Here is a 16074-nt window from a genome sequence, read left to right as displayed (position 1 = left end):
GTTTTCAATGGCGGGGATCACTCGCCGCCGTCCTGTTTCTGCTGTGGAGCCGGTGCCGGCGGCGGACGCAGGCCGACCTCGGCGGTCAGGTTGACCTTCTGTCCGTTGCGCAGCACCACGATGCTGATCTTCTGTCCCGGACGGGTGCGCGCCACCTGGTTCATCGAGCGGCGGCCGTCGCTGGCTTCCTGCTTGTCGATGGTCAGGATCACGTCGCCCGGCAGCAGGCCGCCGCGCGCCGCCGGGCCGTCGCGATAGACGCCGGCGACGACGATCCCGGCGGTTTCGCCGAGGCCCAGCGACTCCGCCAGTTCCGGGGTCAGCGCCTTGACCTCGACGCCGAGCCAGCCGCGGATCACCTGGCCGTGCTCGATGATCGACTGCATGACCTCCAGGGCCAGCTTGGTCGGGATGGCGAAGCCGATACCCTGGGAGCCGCCGGACTTGGAGAAGATCGCCGTGTTGATGCCGATCAGGTTGCCGGCAGCGTCCACCAGCGCGCCGCCGGAGTTGCCGGGGTTGATCGCCGCGTCGGTCTGGATGAAGTCTTCGTAGGTGTTCAGGCCGAGCTGGTTGCGTCCGGTGGCGCTGATGATGCCCATGGTCACGGTCTGGCCGACGCCGAACGGGTTGCCGATGGCGAGGCATACGTCGCCGGTGCGAATGCCGTCGGAGCGGCCGAGGGTCATCGCCGGCAGGTTCTTAAGGTCGATCTTCAGCACGGCCAGGTCGGTTTCCGGGTCGCTGCCGACCAACTGGGCGATGGTTTCGCGGCCGTCGCGCAAGGCCACGATGATCTGGTCGGCGCCAGCGGTCACGTGGTTGTTGGTCAGCAGGTAGCCTTCCGCGCTCATGATCACCGCCGAGCCGAGGCTCGACTCCATGCGCTTCTGTTGCGGCAGGTTGTCGCCGAAGAAGCGGCGGAACATCGGGTCGTCGAACAGGGGGTGGGAGGGCTTGCTGACCATCTTGGTGGTGTACAGGTTGGCCACTGCCGGAGCCGCTCGACTCACCGCGTTGGCATAGGACACCGGGCCTTCCTGCAGGCGGCTGAGCAGAGGCGCCTGCTCGACGTGCACCTCCTGGCGTGGCAGGCCGACCAGCTCGGGGTTGTGCTGGATGATCAGCAGGGCCAGCAGCACGCCGACCAGCACGGGCCAGCCGAGGAAACGCAGGGCCTTGGGCATCGGGAAAATCCTTGGGGTTGCGAGGCCGAAAAGCGGCCGATAAGGTGGCGCCCATTATAGGGGGAAGCCGTCCATTAGAGGAGCGGCGCGCCCTGCCTGAATGAAGAGGAATTTGCATGGCTATCGCCCTGAGCACCCTGGTCGAAGAGGCCGACCGTTATCTGGATGCCGCGCGCATCCAGGACTACTGCCCGAACGGCCTGCAGGTCGAAGGCCGGCCGCAGGTGCGGCGGATCGTCAGCGGGGTCACTGCCAGCCAGGCGCTGCTGGATGCCGCCGTGGAGGCCGACGCCGACGTGGTGCTGGTGCATCACGGTTACTTCTGGAAGGGTGAGAACCCCTGCGTGGTTGGCATGAAGCAACGGCGCCTGAAGACCCTGCTGAACAACGATATCAGTCTGCTCGCTTACCACCTGCCGCTGGATCTGCATCCGGAGGTGGGCAACAACGTGCAGCTCGCCCGGCAGCTCGGCTTCGAAGTGGAAGGGCCGTTGGAGCCGGGCAACCCGCGTTCCATCGTCCTCCTCGGTTCGCTTGCCGAGCCGATGCAGCCTGCCGATTTCGCTCGGCATGTGCGCGATGCGCTAGGGCGTGAGCCGCTGCTGGTCGATGCCGGTCAACCGATCCGGCGCATCGCCTGGTGCACCGGCGGCGCCCAGGGCTATATCGACCAGGCGATCGCCACTGGCGTCGATGCCTACCTGACCGGCGAGGTTTCCGAGCAGACCGTGCACAGCGCGCGGGAGAACGGCATCAGCTTCATCGCCGCCGGACACCATGCCACCGAGCGCTACGGGGTACAGGCGTTGGGCGACTACCTGGGCAAGCGCTTCGCCATCGAGCACTTGTTCATCGACTGTCCTAATCCTGCCTGACGACGGAGCGGTGACGCACCCGGTCGACTTCCTTGCCCAGTTCCCAGACGGCCATCGCGTAGTGGGTGCTGTGGTTGTAGCGGGTGATCACGTAGAAGTTCGGCAGGCCGTACCAGTACTGGTAGTTCCTGCCTATGTCCAGGCGCAGCAGGCTGGCTTGCCGGTGGCCGCCGAGCGGACCCCGCGGGCGTAATCCGGCGGAAGCGAGCACGTCCAGCGGGTACAGCGTCTTGAAGCCATCTTCCAGCGAGGGAGCCCGGCCACTGGCGGGAACCGCCACGCGATCGCCGCTGACCCAGCCGTGCTGCTTGAAATAGTTGGCGACGCTGCCGATGGCGTCACGCGGATTCCACAGGTCGATATGCCCATCGCCATCGAAGTCCACCGCGTACTTGGTGAATGAAGACGGCATGAACTGGCCGTAGCCCATGGCGCCGGCATAGGAACCGCGCAGGGCCAGCGGGTCGGTGCCTTCCTTGCGCGCCTGGAGGAGGAATTGTTCCAGCTCGCCGCTGAAGAACTCCGCGCGGCGAGGGTAGGAGAAGGACAGGGTGGACAGCGCATCGATGATCCGGGTCTTGCCCATCACCCGCCCCCAGCGGGTTTCCACGCCGATGATGCCGACGATGATCTCCGGCGGCACGCCGTAGACGCGCGATGCCCGTTGCAGGTCGGTTTCGTATTGGTCCCAGAACAGCACGCCGTTCTGTACGTTGCCTGGCGTGACGAACTTCTTCCGGTAGCGCAGCCAGGCGCCGTTCGGTCCGCTGGGTGGGGTATAGGTCGGAGCTTGCCGGTCCATCAGGCGGATCACCCAGTCCAGGCGCTGGGTCTGGGCGAACAGGTCGTGCAGTTGCTGGCGGTTGAAGCCGTGCTGGCTGACCATCCTGTCGATGAAGCGCTGTGCCGCCGGATTGTTCGCGTAATCGCCGCGCAGCGGCAGTATCGGTTGCACCGTCTGGCGTACGGGGCGGGGGGAAATGACGGTGCGGGCCTGGGGTTTGGCGGCGGGTTTCGGTGGTGGCGTCGGTTCGCTGCTGCATGCTGAAACCAGAAGGAACAGGGGCAGGGTGAGGGCGGTACGGCGCATCTGGGGTCTTCTTGGCGGAATGACGATGCCCGCTATGCTAGCGCAGTGCCGCTGGCGTACAAGTCGAGCCGCCGAAAGGGGGGCGGACCGTCCGCTCGCGGTTGCGGTGGTGGCTTCGCTCGGTCCAGGGGCGATGCCGTCGCAGGCCTGTCCGTCCGCTCCGCGAAACGCCCAGGAAAGCCTCTCCATGCCAGTGTTTTCGCCGGCTGCAACCCTGAGCGCTGATGGCTATATGAGTATATTTTTTCGGTATAAATGGCGAATCTTTTAGAGCCTTGCGCTGTGATAGAGTGCGCGTTCGTCTACGGCCCGACGGCCGTCCATAAGCAATTCCGTGAGTAGCCATGGTCGACAAACTGACGCACCTGAAACAGCTGGAGGCGGAAAGCATCCACATCATCCGCGAGGTGGCCGCCGAGTTCGATAACCCGGTGATGCTGTACTCGATCGGCAAGGATTCCGCGGTCATGCTGCACCTGGCCCGCAAGGCCTTCTTCCCCGGCAAGCTGCCCTTCCCGGTGATGCACGTGGACACCCGCTGGAAATTCCAGGAGATGTACAGGTTCCGCGATCGGATGGTCGAGGAAATGGGCCTGGACCTGATCACCCACGTCAACCCGGACGGCGTCGCCCAGGGCATCAACCCGTTCACCCACGGCAGCGCCAAGCACACCGACGTGATGAAGACCGAGGGACTCAAGCAGGCCCTGGACAAGTACGGTTTCGACGCTGCCTTCGGTGGCGCGCGCCGCGACGAGGAGAAGTCGCGGGCCAAGGAACGGGTCTATTCGTTCCGCGACAGCAAGCACCGCTGGGACCCGAAGAACCAGCGTCCCGAGTTGTGGAACATCTACAACGGCAAGGTGAAGAAGGGCGAGTCGATCCGCGTCTTCCCGCTGTCCAACTGGACCGAGCTGGACATCTGGCAATACATCTACCTGGAAGGCATCCCGATCGTCCCGCTGTACTTCGCCGCCGAGCGCGAGGTCATCGAGAAGAACGGCACGCTGATCATGATCGACGACGAGCGCATCCTCGAGCATCTCTCTGACGAAGAGAAAGCCCGCATCGAGAAGCGCATGGTGCGCTTCCGTACCCTCGGCTGCTACCCGCTCACCGGCGCGGTCGAGTCCAGCGCCACCACGCTGCCGGAAATCATCCAGGAAATGCTCCTGACGCGTACTTCCGAACGCCAGGGTCGGGTCATCGACCATGACCAGGCCGGTTCGATGGAAGAAAAGAAACGTCAGGGCTATTTCTGAGGATACGCAGCATGTCTCATCAATCCGATCTGATCAGCGAGGACATCCTCGCCTACCTGGGGCAGCACGAACGCAAGGAACTGCTGCGCTTCCTTACCTGCGGCAACGTCGATGACGGCAAGAGCACCCTGATCGGGCGCCTGCTGCACGACTCCAAGATGATCTACGAGGATCACCTGGAGGCCATCACCCGCGACTCGAAGAAAGTCGGCACCACGGGCGACGACGTCGACCTGGCGCTGCTGGTCGATGGCCTGCAGGCCGAGCGCGAGCAGGGCATCACTATCGATGTGGCGTACCGCTACTTCAGCACCGCCAAGCGCAAGTTCATCATCGCCGACACGCCCGGCCATGAGCAGTACACCCGCAACATGGCTACCGGTGCCTCGACCTGCGACCTGGCGATCATCCTGATCGATGCCCGCTACGGTGTGCAGACCCAGACCCGCCGGCACAGTTTCATCGCGTCCCTGCTGGGTATCCGGCATATCGTGGTCGCCATCAACAAGATGGACCTGAAGGACTTCGACCAGGGTGTCTTCGAACAGATCAAGGCCGACTACCTGGCCTTTGCCGAGAAGATCGGTCTGAAGACCAGTTCGCTGCACTTCGTGCCGATGTCGGCGCTCAAGGGCGACAACGTGGTCAACAAGTCCGAGCGTTCGCCCTGGTACGCCGGCCAGTCGCTGATGGAAATCCTCGAAACCGTCGAGATCGCCGCCGACCGCAACCTCGATGACATGCGCTTCCCGGTGCAGTACGTGAACCGGCCGAACCTGAACTTCCGCGGTTTCGCCGGCACCCTGGCCAGCGGCGTGGTGCGCAAGGGCGACGAAGTGGTGGCATTGCCGTCGGGCAAGGGCAGCAAGGTGAAATCCATCGTCACCTTCGAGGGCGAACTGGAGCAGGCCGGTCCCGGCCAGGCCGTCACCCTGACCCTGGAAGACGAGATCGACGTTTCCCGCGGCGACATGCTGGTGCATGCCGACAATCGCCCGCTGGTCACCGACGGCTTCGATGCCATGCTGGTGTGGATGGCCGAGGAGCCGATGCTTCCGGGCAAGAAGTACGATATCAAGCGCGCTACCAGCTATGTGCCGGGTTCGATTCCGAGCATCGTCCACAAGGTGGACGTGAATACCCTGGAGCGGACCCCGGGCAGCGAGCTGAAGCTGAACGAGATCGCCAGGGTCAAGGTCAGCCTGGACGCGCCCATCGCGCTCGATGGCTATGAGCAGAACCGCACCACCGGCGCCTTCATCGTCATCGATCGCATGACCAACGGCACCGTTGGCGCCGGCATGATCATCTCCGCTCCGTCGGCGGCCCATGGCAGCAGCGCTCATCACGGTTCGAATGCCCATGTGACGCGCGAGGAGCGTGCCGGCCGCTTCGGCCAGCAGCCGGCGACCGTACTGTTCAGCGGCCTCTCCGGCGCCGGCAAGAGCACCCTGGCCTACGCCGTGGAGCGCAAGCTGTTCGATATGGGCCGCGCGGTCTACGTGCTGGACGGGCAGAACCTGCGCCACGACCTGAACAAGGGGTTGCCGCAGGACCGCGCCGGACGCACCGAGAACTGGCTGCGCACCGCCCATGTCGCCAAGCAGTTCAACGAGGCCGGGTTGATCAGCCTCTGTGCCTTCGTCGCGCCGAGCGCGGAAGGGCGCGAGCAGGCCAGGGCGCTGATCGGCGCCGAGCGCCTGATCACCGTCTATGTGCAGGCGTCGCCGCAGGTTTGCCGCGAACGCGATCCACAGGGGCTGTATGCGGCGGGCGAGGACAATATCCCCGGCGAGTCCTTCCCCTACGACGTGCCGCTGGATGCCGACCTGGTGATCGATACCCAGGCGCTGAGCGTCGAGGACGGCGTGAAGCAGGTGCTCGACCTGTTGCGCGAGCGCCAGGCGATCTGATCGTCTCGCAGCCATGAAAAAGCCCCGCGGATGCGGGGCTTTTTCATGGGCGTCGGCAGGTTCGCGCAGCGCGTCAGTACTTGCCTTTCAGGCCGTAGGTGGCGTCGAGGGTGCCGGGGCTGTCCGGGCTTTTCGGCGCATAGTCCTTCGGCACTTCGCCGGAGGCCGGCGGAGTCAGGCGCTCGCGGCGCTCGGCCGGATAGGCCTCGTCGGCATGCAGCGCAGCCAGCAGGCGCTGGCGGGTCTGTTCGTCCAGGGCCAGGCGCTGGGCGCCGTCGGAGAGGTGCTCCTGCACGTCCTGGTAGCTCTGGGTCAGCTTCTTCACGAGGCTGGCGGTGGTGTTGAAATGGGTCACGACTTCGCGCTGATAGCTGTCGAAGCGGTCCTGCAGGTCGTCCATCTGGCGTTGCACCTTGTTCGGCGCGGCGTTGGGCAGCAGGCGGGCGATCAGAAAACCGATGGCGACCCCGGCGACCAGGGCGAGGGCCGGCAGCAGCCAGGCGGTGAGCGACTGTTCCACGCGAATCCTTCCTCTATAGACGGCTTTGCTTTACGTTAACGGCTTGAGTCCGAGCTGTATACCACGGCACGCGAGTAAGTGCCTGTGTCGCTTGGAGTAATCTGCTAGACGAGTCGACCCGAGCCGGGGTCACGGAGTTCCTGTTTGTCTACCCGCGAAATCCCTGTATCCATCGATGGCCCCTGCGGGCCGCTGGAAGCCCTGCACCTCGATCTGCCCGATGCCCGCGGCATCGCCCTGGTCTGCCATCCGCACCCGCTGTTCGCCGGCACCATGCAGAACAAGGTGGTCGCCACTCTGCAACGCAGCGCCCGCGATGCCGGCCTGGCGACCCTGCGTTTCAACTTCCGTGGCGTTGGCCAGAGCGCTGGCAGCTATGGCGAGGGGATCGGCGAGATCGACGACGCCGAGGCCGCCGCGCGCTGGTTGCTGGCACGCCATCCGGGGTTGCCGCTGACACTGATGGGCTTTTCCTTCGGCTCCTGCGTCGCCGGCAATCTGGCGGGGCGCCTGGAAGCGCAGGGCGTCGGGCTGGCGCGGCTGTTCATGATCGCGCCGCCGGTGGAACGCTTCGCGGTCAGCCTGCCTGCGCGTTGCCCGCTGACCGTGGTGCAGCCGGAGGACGACGACGTGGTCACGCCGGCCGCGGTATATGCCTGGAGCGAGTCCCTGGCACGACCGCACGAGCTGTTGCGGGTGGCAGAAAGCGGACATTTCTTCCATGGCAAGCTGATCGATCTGAAGGACCTGTTGCTGCCACGCCTGCAGGACTGACGTCGTCGCGCCGGCCCTGCTACCATCCGGCGCGCCATTCTTTTCTTTGCCTGACATCTGGTATCGCATGACTACTCGTATCCTGACCGGCATCACTCCTACCGGCACTCCGCACCTGGGCAACTACGCCGGCGCCATCCGCCCGGCGATCCTCGCCAGCCGTCGGAGCGACGTGGATTCGTTCTACTTCCTGGCGGACTACCACGCCTTGATCAAGTGCGACGATCCCGCTCGTATCCAGCGCTCGCGCCTGGAAATCGCCGCGACCTGGCTGGCCGGCGGCCTGGACGTCGAGCGTGCGACCTTCTACCGGCAGTCGGACATCCCCGAGATTCCCGAGCTGACCTGGTTGCTCACCTGCGTCAGTGCCAAGGGCCTGCTCAACCGCGCGCATGCCTACAAGGCCGCGGTGGACCGCAATGTCGAGGCCGGCGAAGACCCGGACGCCGGCGTGACCATGGGCCTCTACAGCTATCCGGTGCTGATGGCCGCGGACATCCTGATGTTCAACGCGCACAAGATTCCGGTCGGCCGCGACCAGGTGCAGCACGTGGAGATGGCCCGCGACATCGGCCAGCGTTTCAACCACCTGTTCGGCAACGGCCGCGAGTTCTTCGTCCTGCCCGAAGCGGTGATCGAGGAAAACGTCGCCACCCTGCCGGGCCTGGACGGGCGCAAGATGTCCAAGAGCTACGACAACACCATCCCGCTGTTCAGCCCGTCCAGGCAGCTCAAGGACGCCATCGCACGCATCGTCACCGACTCGCGCGCGCCGGGCGAGCCGAAAGACCCGGACAGTTCGCACCTGTTCCTTCTTTACTCGGCCTTCGCCAGCGCCGAACAGGTCGCCGCGTTCCGCCAGGAACTGCTCGAAGGCCTGGCCTGGGGCGAAGCCAAGCAGCGCCTGTTCCAGTTGCTCGACAACGAACTGGGCGAGGCTCGCGAGCGTTACCAGGCGCTGATCGCCAAGCCGGACGATATCGAGGACATTCTCCTCGCAGGTGCCGCCAAGGCGCGCCGCATCGCCACCCCATTCATCGCCGAGTTGCGCGAGGCAGTCGGCCTGCGCTCCCTGCGCGAGCCGCTGAAAAGTGCCGAGAGCGGCAAGAAGAAGGCCGCCAAGGCTGCGCGCCTGGTCAGCTTCCGCGACGACGACGGCAGCTTCCGCTTCCGCCTGCTGGACGCCGCCGGCGAACAGCTACTGCTGTCCCGCGCCTTCGCCGACGGCAAGGCCGCCGGTGCGGTGAGCAAGCGCCTGCTGGCTGGCGAGACTGCCGACCTGCGGGCCGAGGGCAATGCCTTTGGCCTGTGGCTGGATGGCGAGGCGGTGGCGCAGAGCCCGGCCTTCGCCGACGCCGCCGCCCGTGACGCCGCCATCGAGCGCACCCGCGAAGCGCTGGCACCGCAGGAGTAGGCAGCCCCGGTACATCCTCGACGGATGGCCGATTGCCAAGAGACGGGGTCGTCGCTAAAGTGACGGCCCCGTTTTCGTTGCATTGCTACCGATCATGACGCCCCTCGAGCGCTACCAGGCCGATCTCCAACGCCCCGATTTCTTCCACGATGCCGCACAGGCGAATGCCGTGAAGCATCTGCAACGCCTCTACGATGACCTGGTCGCCGCCGACCACGCCAAGCCCGGCCTGTTCGGCAAGCTGCTCGGCAGGAAGTCCGGCGGGCCGGTGAAGGGCCTGTATTTCTGGGGCGGCGTCGGCCGTGGCAAGACCTACCTGGTGGACACTTTCTTCGAGTCGCTGCCGTTCGAGCAGAAGGTGCGCACGCACTTCCACCGCTTCATGAAGCGGGTGCACGAAGAACTGAAGACCCTCAAGGGCGAGAAGAACCCGCTGACCATCATCGGCAAGCGCTTCGCCGACGAGGCGCGGGTGATCTGCTTCGACGAGTTCTTCGTCTCCGACATCACCGACGCGATGATCCTCGCCACCCTGCTGGAAGAGCTGTTCAAGAACGGCGTGAGCCTGGTGGCGACCTCCAACATCGTGCCGGACGGCCTGTACAAGGACGGCCTGCAACGCGCCCGTTTCCTGCCGGCGATCGCCCTGCTCAAGGAACATACCGAGATCGTCAACGTCGATAGCGGCGTCGACTATCGCCTGCGCGCGCTGGAGCAGGCCGAGCTGTTCCACTGGCCGCTCAGCGAACAGGTCGAGGAGGAGATGGCGCGCAGCTTCAAGGCCCTGACCCCGGACTGTGCCAAGGCCCAGCGCGACGAGGCGCTGATGATCGAGAACCGCGAGATCCGCGCGCGCCTGACCTGCGACGACGTGGCCTGGTTCGAATTCCGTGAGCTGTGCGACGGCCCGCGCAGCCAGAACGACTACATCGAACTGGCGAAGATTTTCCACGCCGTGCTGATCTCCAACGTCGAGCAGATGGGCGTCACCAAGGACGACATGGCGCGGCGTTTCATCAACCTGGTGGATGAGTTCTACGACCGCAGCGTCAAGCTGATCATCTCCGCCGAGGTCGAGCTAAAGGATCTCTACAGCGGCGGCCGGCTGGAGTTCGAATTCCAGCGCACCCTCAGTCGTCTGCTGGAAATGCAGTCCCACGAATACCTGACGCGTCCGCACCGGCCCTGATCCGGGGCAGAAACGAGAAAGGGGTTGCCGATGGCCACCCCTTTTTTCATGGGCGCGCGGCGTTTCAGCGCTGCGCGGTGTTCTGCTCGAAGCCGGCGAGGAGCTTCTTCGCATGGGCCACTTCGAGGGCTTCCATGGCGTTGATCGGCTTGATCGCCACGGCCTGCTTCAGTTGGGCGATGGCCTTCTCCCGCTCGTCGTCGCCGTATACGTAGGTCAGCGCGTTGGCGTACTCGTAGTGGCCGATCGGCAGGTCGTTGGCCTGGCGGAAGGAGCGGGCGAAGTACTGTTCCATCTTGTCGGCGCTGACCCCGTAGGTCATCTTGCCGACCAGCTTGCCGACCTTGCGGATCACTCCCGCCTCGTAGCCGCCGTAGAGCGCCAGGGCGAACGGCTGGTTGGGTTGCCTGGCCAGGAGGGCGTCCAGTTCCTTGGGTATCTCGCTGGTATAGCCGCGCTTGAGCACTACCGGTACCGATAGCTCCTCGGCCAGGCGCGCCTTGGCGTAGACGCTGCCGAACTGGGCGACGATATCGGCCTTGACCAGCGGGCCGGCCTGTTCGGTGTAGTCGATGACCTCTTCGAGCAGGCGCTGTTTCTCCGCCTGGCCGGGAGCCAGGAACATGGCGTAGAGCACCTGGGCGAACATCGCCGGTACCTGGCCGCCGACTCCCAGGGCCAGTCCCTGCTCCTTGGCCTTCGCGTAGTCGCCGCGGAACAGCAGGCGCCAGACATCCTGCAGGCGCGCCGCATATTGCGCGGCCTCTTCCGGCTTGCCGGTGAAGCCGGTGCCGGCCTTCACGGTCTTTTCCAGGGCATCCGGATGGGCGGTCGCCATGTTCACCACCCAGTCGGCGTCCGGATAGGGATAGTCGCCGAAGCCGCGGGTCAGGCGCGGCCAGGCTTCCTTCAACTTGTCGCCTGGATAGTCATAGGCGCTCTGGTCGTAGGGGAAGGCTTTCCAGTTGTCGGCGGCCATAGCATTCATACCGAAGAGGGCCAGGAAGGCGAGCAGATAAAGGCGCATGGCAAAGGTCCGTTCTTGTCGTTGTTCGGAACGCCCGCGTCTGCGGCGGGCCTGCGGATTCATGAGAACCCGCGAAGGCCGACCTGGCTACCTATCCTAGGTTCTGTAGGGAAAGCGCCGGCGCCGATGCCGTTCGGGCAGGCCCGGCGATGTCCGGCTCAGCTTTCCTTCTGCATGAACTGGCGACGGTAATGGTGGGGAGAGAGTTCGGTGTGCTGGCGGAACAGGCGGGCGAAGAAGCTGGCGTCGTCGTAGCCGACCTCGTAGCTGATCGTCTTGATGCTCTTGCGCGTGCTCGAGAGCATGCCCTTGGCGGTCTCGATCCGCAGTCGCTGCAGGTAGTGCAGCGGCTTGTCGCCGGTAGCGGCCTGGAAGCGCCGCATGAAGTTGCGGATGCTCATGCCGTGGTCGCGGGCGACGTCCTCGAAACGGAACTTGTCGGCGAAGTGGTCTTCCAGCCATTGCTGGATCTGCAGGATCGTCGGGTCATGGTGCAGCTTCTGTCCGCCGAAGCCGATACGCCCTGGGGTGTAGCTGCGCTGTACTTCGTAGAGGGTATCCCGGGCCACCGCCTGGGCCACCGATCCGCCGCAGAAACGCTCGATCAGATAGATGTAGAGGTCGCAGGCGGAGGTGACGCCGCTGGCGCAGAACAGGTCGTCGGCATCAGTCAGGTGCTTCTCCTGGTTGAGCAGCACGTTCGGGAAGCGTTCGGCGAATTCCCGATAGAAGCGCCAGTAGGTGGTCGCTTCCTTGCCATCCAGCAGGCCTGCCTGGGCCAGCCAGAAAACCCCGGTCGCCTCGCCGCAGAGGGCGGTTCCCTCGGCATGGCTGCGGCGCAACCAGGGAACGATTTGCGGATAGCGCCGTTCGAGCGCGTCGAAGTCGCCCCAGAAGGCGGGCAGGACCACGATATCGCAGGCGGCGAGGGGACCGTCGACGGCGATGCTGTCGCCGCTGAAGCTGCGTACCGGCTGGCCGTCGGGGCTGAGGATGCGGGTGCGGAAGGCCGGCTGGAGACCGAGGCCCTGCTGCTTGCCGTGGCGCAGGCTGGCCATGTGGAAGAAGTCCTTGGCCTGCATCAGGGTCGAGGCGAAGACGCCGTCGATGGCGACGATGCCGACATGTTTCAGCACCGGAGCGGATTGAGCGCGCATGGATTTTTATCGTTGTTGTGAGTAAGGGAAAGCGGTCAAAAGGCGGCTGGATCGTCTTATTTTTTGGCGCAACTGTCCAGTGCGTCGGTCGGGGCATTTCCCTACAGTCGAAGACCTGCCGCGTGCAGCCAACCCGATCCCAGACCGTTTCCAGGTGACCACGATGATACCGAGAACCCTGTTCAGCTCCGACCACGAACTGTTTCGCGACAGCGTGCGCAAGTTCCTCGAACAGGAAGCCGTGCCTTTCCATCACCAATGGGAAAAGGATGGGCATGTCGACCGCGCGCTCTGGAACAAGGCCGGCGAGGCCGGAATGCTCTGTTCGCACCTGCCGGAAGAGTATGGCGGGATGGGCGCGGACTTCCTCTACAGCGCCGTGGTCATCGAAGAGATCGGTCGGGCCGGCCTGACCGGGATCGGTTTCTCCCTGCATTCGGACATCGCTGCACCCTACATCCTCCACTACGGCAGCGAGGCGCTGAAGCGCAAGTACCTGCCGAAGCTGGTATCCGGCGAGATGGTCGCGGCCATCGCCATGACCGAGCCGGGGGCCGGTTCCGACCTGCAAGGGGTGAAGACCACTGCGGTACTGGATGGCGACGAGTACGTCATCAATGGCTCGAAGACCTTCATCACCAACGGCTTCCTCGCCGACCTGGTGATCGTGGTGGCGAAGACCGATCCGAAGGCTGGCGCCAAGGGCATAAGCCTGTTCGTGGTCGAGGCGGGTACGCCGGGCTTCAGCAAGGGCAAGCGCCTGGAGAAGGTCGGGATGAAGGCCCAGGACACCTCCGAGCTGTTCTTCCAGGATGTGCGGATTCCCCGGGAGAACCTGCTCGGCAAGGACGGCCAGGGATTCATCTACCTGATGCAGGAGCTGCCGCAGGAGCGCCTGACCGTCGGTATCGGCGCGCTGGCGTCGGCCGAGGCGGCCCTGCAATGGACGCTCGACTACACTCGCGAGCGCAAGGCGTTCGGCAAGTCGGTGGCGGACTTCCAGAATACCCGCTTCAAGCTTGCCGAGATGGCTACCGAGATCCAGGTCGGCCGGGTCTTCGTCGATCGCTGTATGGAGCAGCATCTCCAGGGCAAGCTGGACGTACCCACCGCCGCCATGTGCAAGTACTGGACGACGGACCTGCAATGCAAGGTGCTCGACGAATGCGTGCAGTTGCACGGCGGCTACGGCTTCATGTGGGAATATCCGGTGGCGCGGGCCTGGGCCGATGCCCGGGTGCAGCGGATCTACGCCGGTACCAACGAGATCATGAAGGAGATCATCGCGCGGGCCCTGTGAGGCGCGCCTGGTCACCGGGAGGGGCGGACGACCGCATCGCGCGGTTGTCCGCCGAACCCGCGGCAGCGCCAGGCCCCTGGAGCCTCAGGGAGCCGGGTTCGGTTGCTCCCGGTGGATCGCATCGATACCGGCGAGCACCTCCTCGTCCAGCCTCAGGTCGATGCTGCCGAGATTGGTTTCCAGCTGTTCCAGCGAGGTGGCGCCGATGATGTTGCTGGTCACGAACGGCCGCGAGGTGACGTAGGCCAGTGCCATCTGCGCCGGTTCCATTCCATGTTCGCGGGCCAGCGCTACGTAGCGCGCGCAGGCCGCTTCCGCCTGCGGGTTAGTGTAGCGGGTGAAGCGGCTGTACAGACTGATGCGCGCGTTGGCCGGGCGGGCGCCGTCCGCGTACTTGCCGGAAAGCATGCCGAAGGCCATCGGCGAGTAGGCCAGCAGGCCGCACTGCTCGCGGATGGCGATTTCCGCCAGGCCCACCTCGAAGCTGCGGTTGAGCAGGTTGTAGGGGTTCTGGATCGATACCGCGCGCGGCCAGCCGCGCTCCTCGGCGAGCCTGAGGAAGGTCATGGTGCCCCAGGGCGTCTCGTTGGACAGGCCGATGTGGCGGATCTTGCCGGCGCGCACCTGCTCGTCGAGCACTTCCAGGGTTTCCTCCAGCGGTGTGAAGCTCTCTTCCTGGTGCTGGTAGCCGAGCTGGCCGAAGAAGTTGGTCCGTCGCTCCGGCCAGTGCAACTGGTAGAGGTCCAGCCAGTCTGTCTGCAGGCGCTCCAGGCTGGCATCGAGGGCGGCGACGATGTGCTGGCGGTTGAACTTGAGGTTGCCGTCGCGCACATGGCTGATGCCGTTGCCGGGGCCGGCGATCTTGCTGGCGAGGATCCAGTCGGCGCGGTCGCTGCTGCGGCGGAACCAGTTGCCGATGATGCGCTCGGTGCTGGCGTAGGTCTCGGCGCGGGGCGGCACCGGATACATTTCGGCGGTATCCATGAAATTGATCCCGGCGGCCTTGGCCCTGGCGATCTGGGCGAAGGCGTCCTGCTCGCTGTTCTGCTCGCCCCAGGTCATGGTGCCGAGGCAGAGGGCGCTGACTTTCAGATCGGTGCGGCCGAGCGGGCGATACTCCATGCGGGTGTCCTCGTGAAATTAAGTGGTTAATGCGGTTGTAAATTCTGGCGAAATCTGCATAATTCCGCAGCCTTTCATCGGTGGGGGATGCCAAGCCTGCCGATCGATGTATCTAGTCGTTACGGACGCACACCGACCCGAGCCCCAATTCGTGTCTGTTTTCGGCTGTCCTTGACTTGTCAAGGCAACCACTGTCCAGTAAGATTCGCCGTCTTATTTTCAGGCGGCCCCTGAGGCTATAACGAATGAAAACCTATACCGCGAAACCGGAAACTGTACAGCGCGACTGGTTCGTCGTCGACGCTGCCGGCCAGACCCTGGGTCGTCTGGCGACCGAAATTGCCCGCCGCCTGCGTGGCAAGCACAAGCCTGAGTACACTCCGCACGTTGACACCGGCGACTACATCGTCGTCATCAACGCCGAGCAGGTGCGTGTGACCGGTGCCAAGGCCACCGACAAGATGTACTACCACCACTCCGGCTTCCCGGGCGGCATCAAGTCGATCAACTTCGAGAAGCTGATCGCCAAGGCCCCTGAGCGCGTCATCGAGACCGCTGTGAAAGGCATGCTGCCGAAGAACCCTCTGGGTCGCGATATGTATCGCAAGCTGAAGGTGTACAAGGGTGCCAGCCACCCGCACACCGCTCAGCAGCCCCAAGAACTGAAGATTTAACGGGATAGCTCATTATGTCGGCGACTCAAAATTACGGCACTGGCCGTCGTAAGACCGCTACCGCTCGCGTCTTCCTGCGTCCGGGTACTGGCAAGATTTCCATCAACAACCGTGGTCTCGATCAGTTCTTCGGTCGTGAAACCGCTCGCATGGTCGTGCGTCAGCCGCTCGAGCTGACCGAGACCGTCGAGAAGTTCGACATCTTCGTTACCGTCGTTGGCGGTGGCGTAAGCGGTCAGGCCGGTGCGATCCGTCACGGCATCACCCGTGCCCTGATCGAGTACGACGAAACCCTGCGTAGCTCGCTGCGCAAGGCCGGCTACGTGACTCGCGATGCCCGTGAAGTCGAGCGTAAGAAAGTCGGTCTGCGTAAAGCGCGTAAGCGTCCGCAGTACTCCAAGCGTTAATTCGACGCTTGCTGAAAAACGCCCACCTCTTCGGAGCTGGGCGTTTTTTTATGTCTACGCTTTAACTCTGCGGCAAGGTGTCGCATGGCCGAAGGGCGCGCCCTACAAGGGTTTCGGGCGTTTTGTGTCAGGCTATTACCTTGTCATCAAAGGGGGTTTTCTT

15 protein-coding genes are annotated in these 16074 nt (G+C 64.4%); 9 read left to right on the top strand and 6 right to left on the bottom strand.

Annotation, left to right across the window (positions count from 1 at the left end; genetic code table 11):
* Window positions 1-17 precede the first annotated feature (17 nt).
* Window positions 18-1187 carry a Do family serine endopeptidase AlgW gene (gene algW / locus ACI766_RS24040; RefSeq protein WP_003098831.1) on the bottom strand — a complete coding sequence of 390 codons (1170 nt, stop codon included), beginning with the start codon at window positions 1185-1187 and terminating at the stop codon, window positions 18-20.
* Between the two features lie 116 nt (window positions 1188-1303).
* Between algW and ACI766_RS24035 the strand changes: the two genes are divergently transcribed.
* Window positions 1304-2062: a Nif3-like dinuclear metal center hexameric protein gene (locus ACI766_RS24035; RefSeq protein WP_023122355.1), complete on the top strand. Its 759-nt coding sequence runs from the start codon at window positions 1304-1306 to the stop codon at window positions 2060-2062.
* On the opposite strand, the gene mltB is transcribed toward ACI766_RS24035, so the two are convergent.
* Entirely contained in the window at window positions 2049-3152 is a 1104-nt protein-coding gene (mltB, locus tag ACI766_RS24030; protein WP_087823833.1) for a lytic murein transglycosylase B, read from the bottom strand. The two genes, ACI766_RS24035 and mltB, sit on opposite strands and share 14 nt — an antisense overlap.
* 344 nt (window positions 3153-3496) lie before the next feature.
* Between mltB and cysD the strand changes: the two genes are divergently transcribed.
* Window positions 3497-4414: a sulfate adenylyltransferase subunit CysD gene (gene cysD / locus ACI766_RS24025; RefSeq protein WP_003094311.1), complete on the top strand. Its 918-nt coding sequence runs from the start codon at window positions 3497-3499 to the stop codon at window positions 4412-4414.
* A gap of 11 nt (window positions 4415-4425) precedes the next feature.
* A complete protein-coding gene (cysN, locus tag ACI766_RS24020) occupies window positions 4426-6327 on the top strand; it encodes a sulfate adenylyltransferase subunit CysN (protein ID WP_023122353.1) in 1902 nt (633 codons plus the stop codon).
* 73 nt (window positions 6328-6400) lie between these two features.
* Here cysN and ACI766_RS24015 read toward each other — a convergent pair whose 3' ends face one another.
* Window positions 6401-6847 carry a YhcB family protein gene (locus ACI766_RS24015; protein ID WP_003094304.1) on the bottom strand — a complete coding sequence of 149 codons (447 nt, stop codon included), beginning with the start codon at window positions 6845-6847 and terminating at the stop codon, window positions 6401-6403.
* 144 nt (window positions 6848-6991) lie between these two features.
* Here ACI766_RS24015 and ACI766_RS24010 point away from each other — a divergent pair, with 144 nt between their 5' ends.
* The 3 genes from ACI766_RS24010 (at window position 6992) to zapE (ending at window position 10224) form a co-directional block, all read left to right on the top strand.
* The gene (locus tag ACI766_RS24010; protein ID WP_003098823.1) at window positions 6992-7621 is read left to right on the top strand and encodes an alpha/beta hydrolase; all 630 of its coding nucleotides are present in this window, start codon (window positions 6992-6994) and stop codon (window positions 7619-7621) included.
* Window positions 7622-7688: 67 nt separating this feature from the next.
* Entirely contained in the window at window positions 7689-9035 is a 1347-nt protein-coding gene (locus ACI766_RS24005) for a tryptophan--tRNA ligase (RefSeq protein ID WP_003112748.1), read from the top strand.
* Between the two features lie 94 nt (window positions 9036-9129).
* The gene (zapE, locus tag ACI766_RS24000; protein WP_003094297.1) at window positions 9130-10224 is read left to right on the top strand and encodes a cell division protein ZapE; all 1095 of its coding nucleotides are present in this window, start codon (window positions 9130-9132) and stop codon (window positions 10222-10224) included.
* A 64-nt stretch (window positions 10225-10288) separates the two neighbouring features.
* Here zapE and ACI766_RS23995 read toward each other — a convergent pair whose 3' ends face one another.
* The gene (locus ACI766_RS23995; protein WP_003112749.1) at window positions 10289-11251 is read right to left on the bottom strand and encodes a hypothetical protein; all 963 of its coding nucleotides are present in this window, start codon (window positions 11249-11251) and stop codon (window positions 10289-10291) included.
* A 158-nt stretch (window positions 11252-11409) separates the two neighbouring features.
* Entirely contained in the window at window positions 11410-12309 is a 900-nt protein-coding gene (locus ACI766_RS23990; protein WP_003120906.1) for a GlxA family transcriptional regulator, read from the bottom strand.
* Window positions 12310-12562: 253 nt separating this feature from the next.
* Between ACI766_RS23990 and ACI766_RS23985 the strand changes: the two genes are divergently transcribed.
* Window positions 12563-13708: an acyl-CoA dehydrogenase family protein gene (locus tag ACI766_RS23985; protein WP_003120905.1), complete on the top strand. Its 1146-nt coding sequence runs from the start codon at window positions 12563-12565 to the stop codon at window positions 13706-13708.
* 84 nt (window positions 13709-13792) lie between these two features.
* On the opposite strand, the gene ACI766_RS23980 is transcribed toward ACI766_RS23985, so the two are convergent.
* Entirely contained in the window at window positions 13793-14830 is a 1038-nt protein-coding gene (locus ACI766_RS23980; RefSeq protein ID WP_003455499.1) for an NADP(H)-dependent aldo-keto reductase, read from the bottom strand.
* Window positions 14831-15075: 245 nt separating this feature from the next.
* Between ACI766_RS23980 and rplM the strand changes: the two genes are divergently transcribed.
* On the top strand, window positions 15076-15504 hold the full coding sequence (rplM, locus tag ACI766_RS23975; RefSeq protein ID WP_023087800.1) for a 50S ribosomal protein L13: 429 nt from the start codon (window positions 15076-15078) through the stop codon (window positions 15502-15504).
* Window positions 15505-15518: 14 nt separating this feature from the next.
* Window positions 15519-15911 (top strand): 30S ribosomal protein S9, encoded by a 393-nt coding sequence (gene rpsI / locus ACI766_RS23970; protein WP_003098810.1) that lies wholly within the window; start codon window positions 15519-15521, stop codon window positions 15909-15911.
* The last annotated feature ends 163 nt before the right edge of the window (window positions 15912-16074 follow it).

Origin of the sequence: Pseudomonas sp. DL (assembly GCF_047199225.1) — a bacterium.
Lineage (GTDB): Bacteria > Pseudomonadota > Gammaproteobacteria > Pseudomonadales > Pseudomonadaceae > Pseudomonas > Pseudomonas aeruginosa.
The sequence above is the reverse complement of the archived record's forward strand: the minus strand, read 5'-3'. Positions and strand labels throughout refer to the sequence as shown.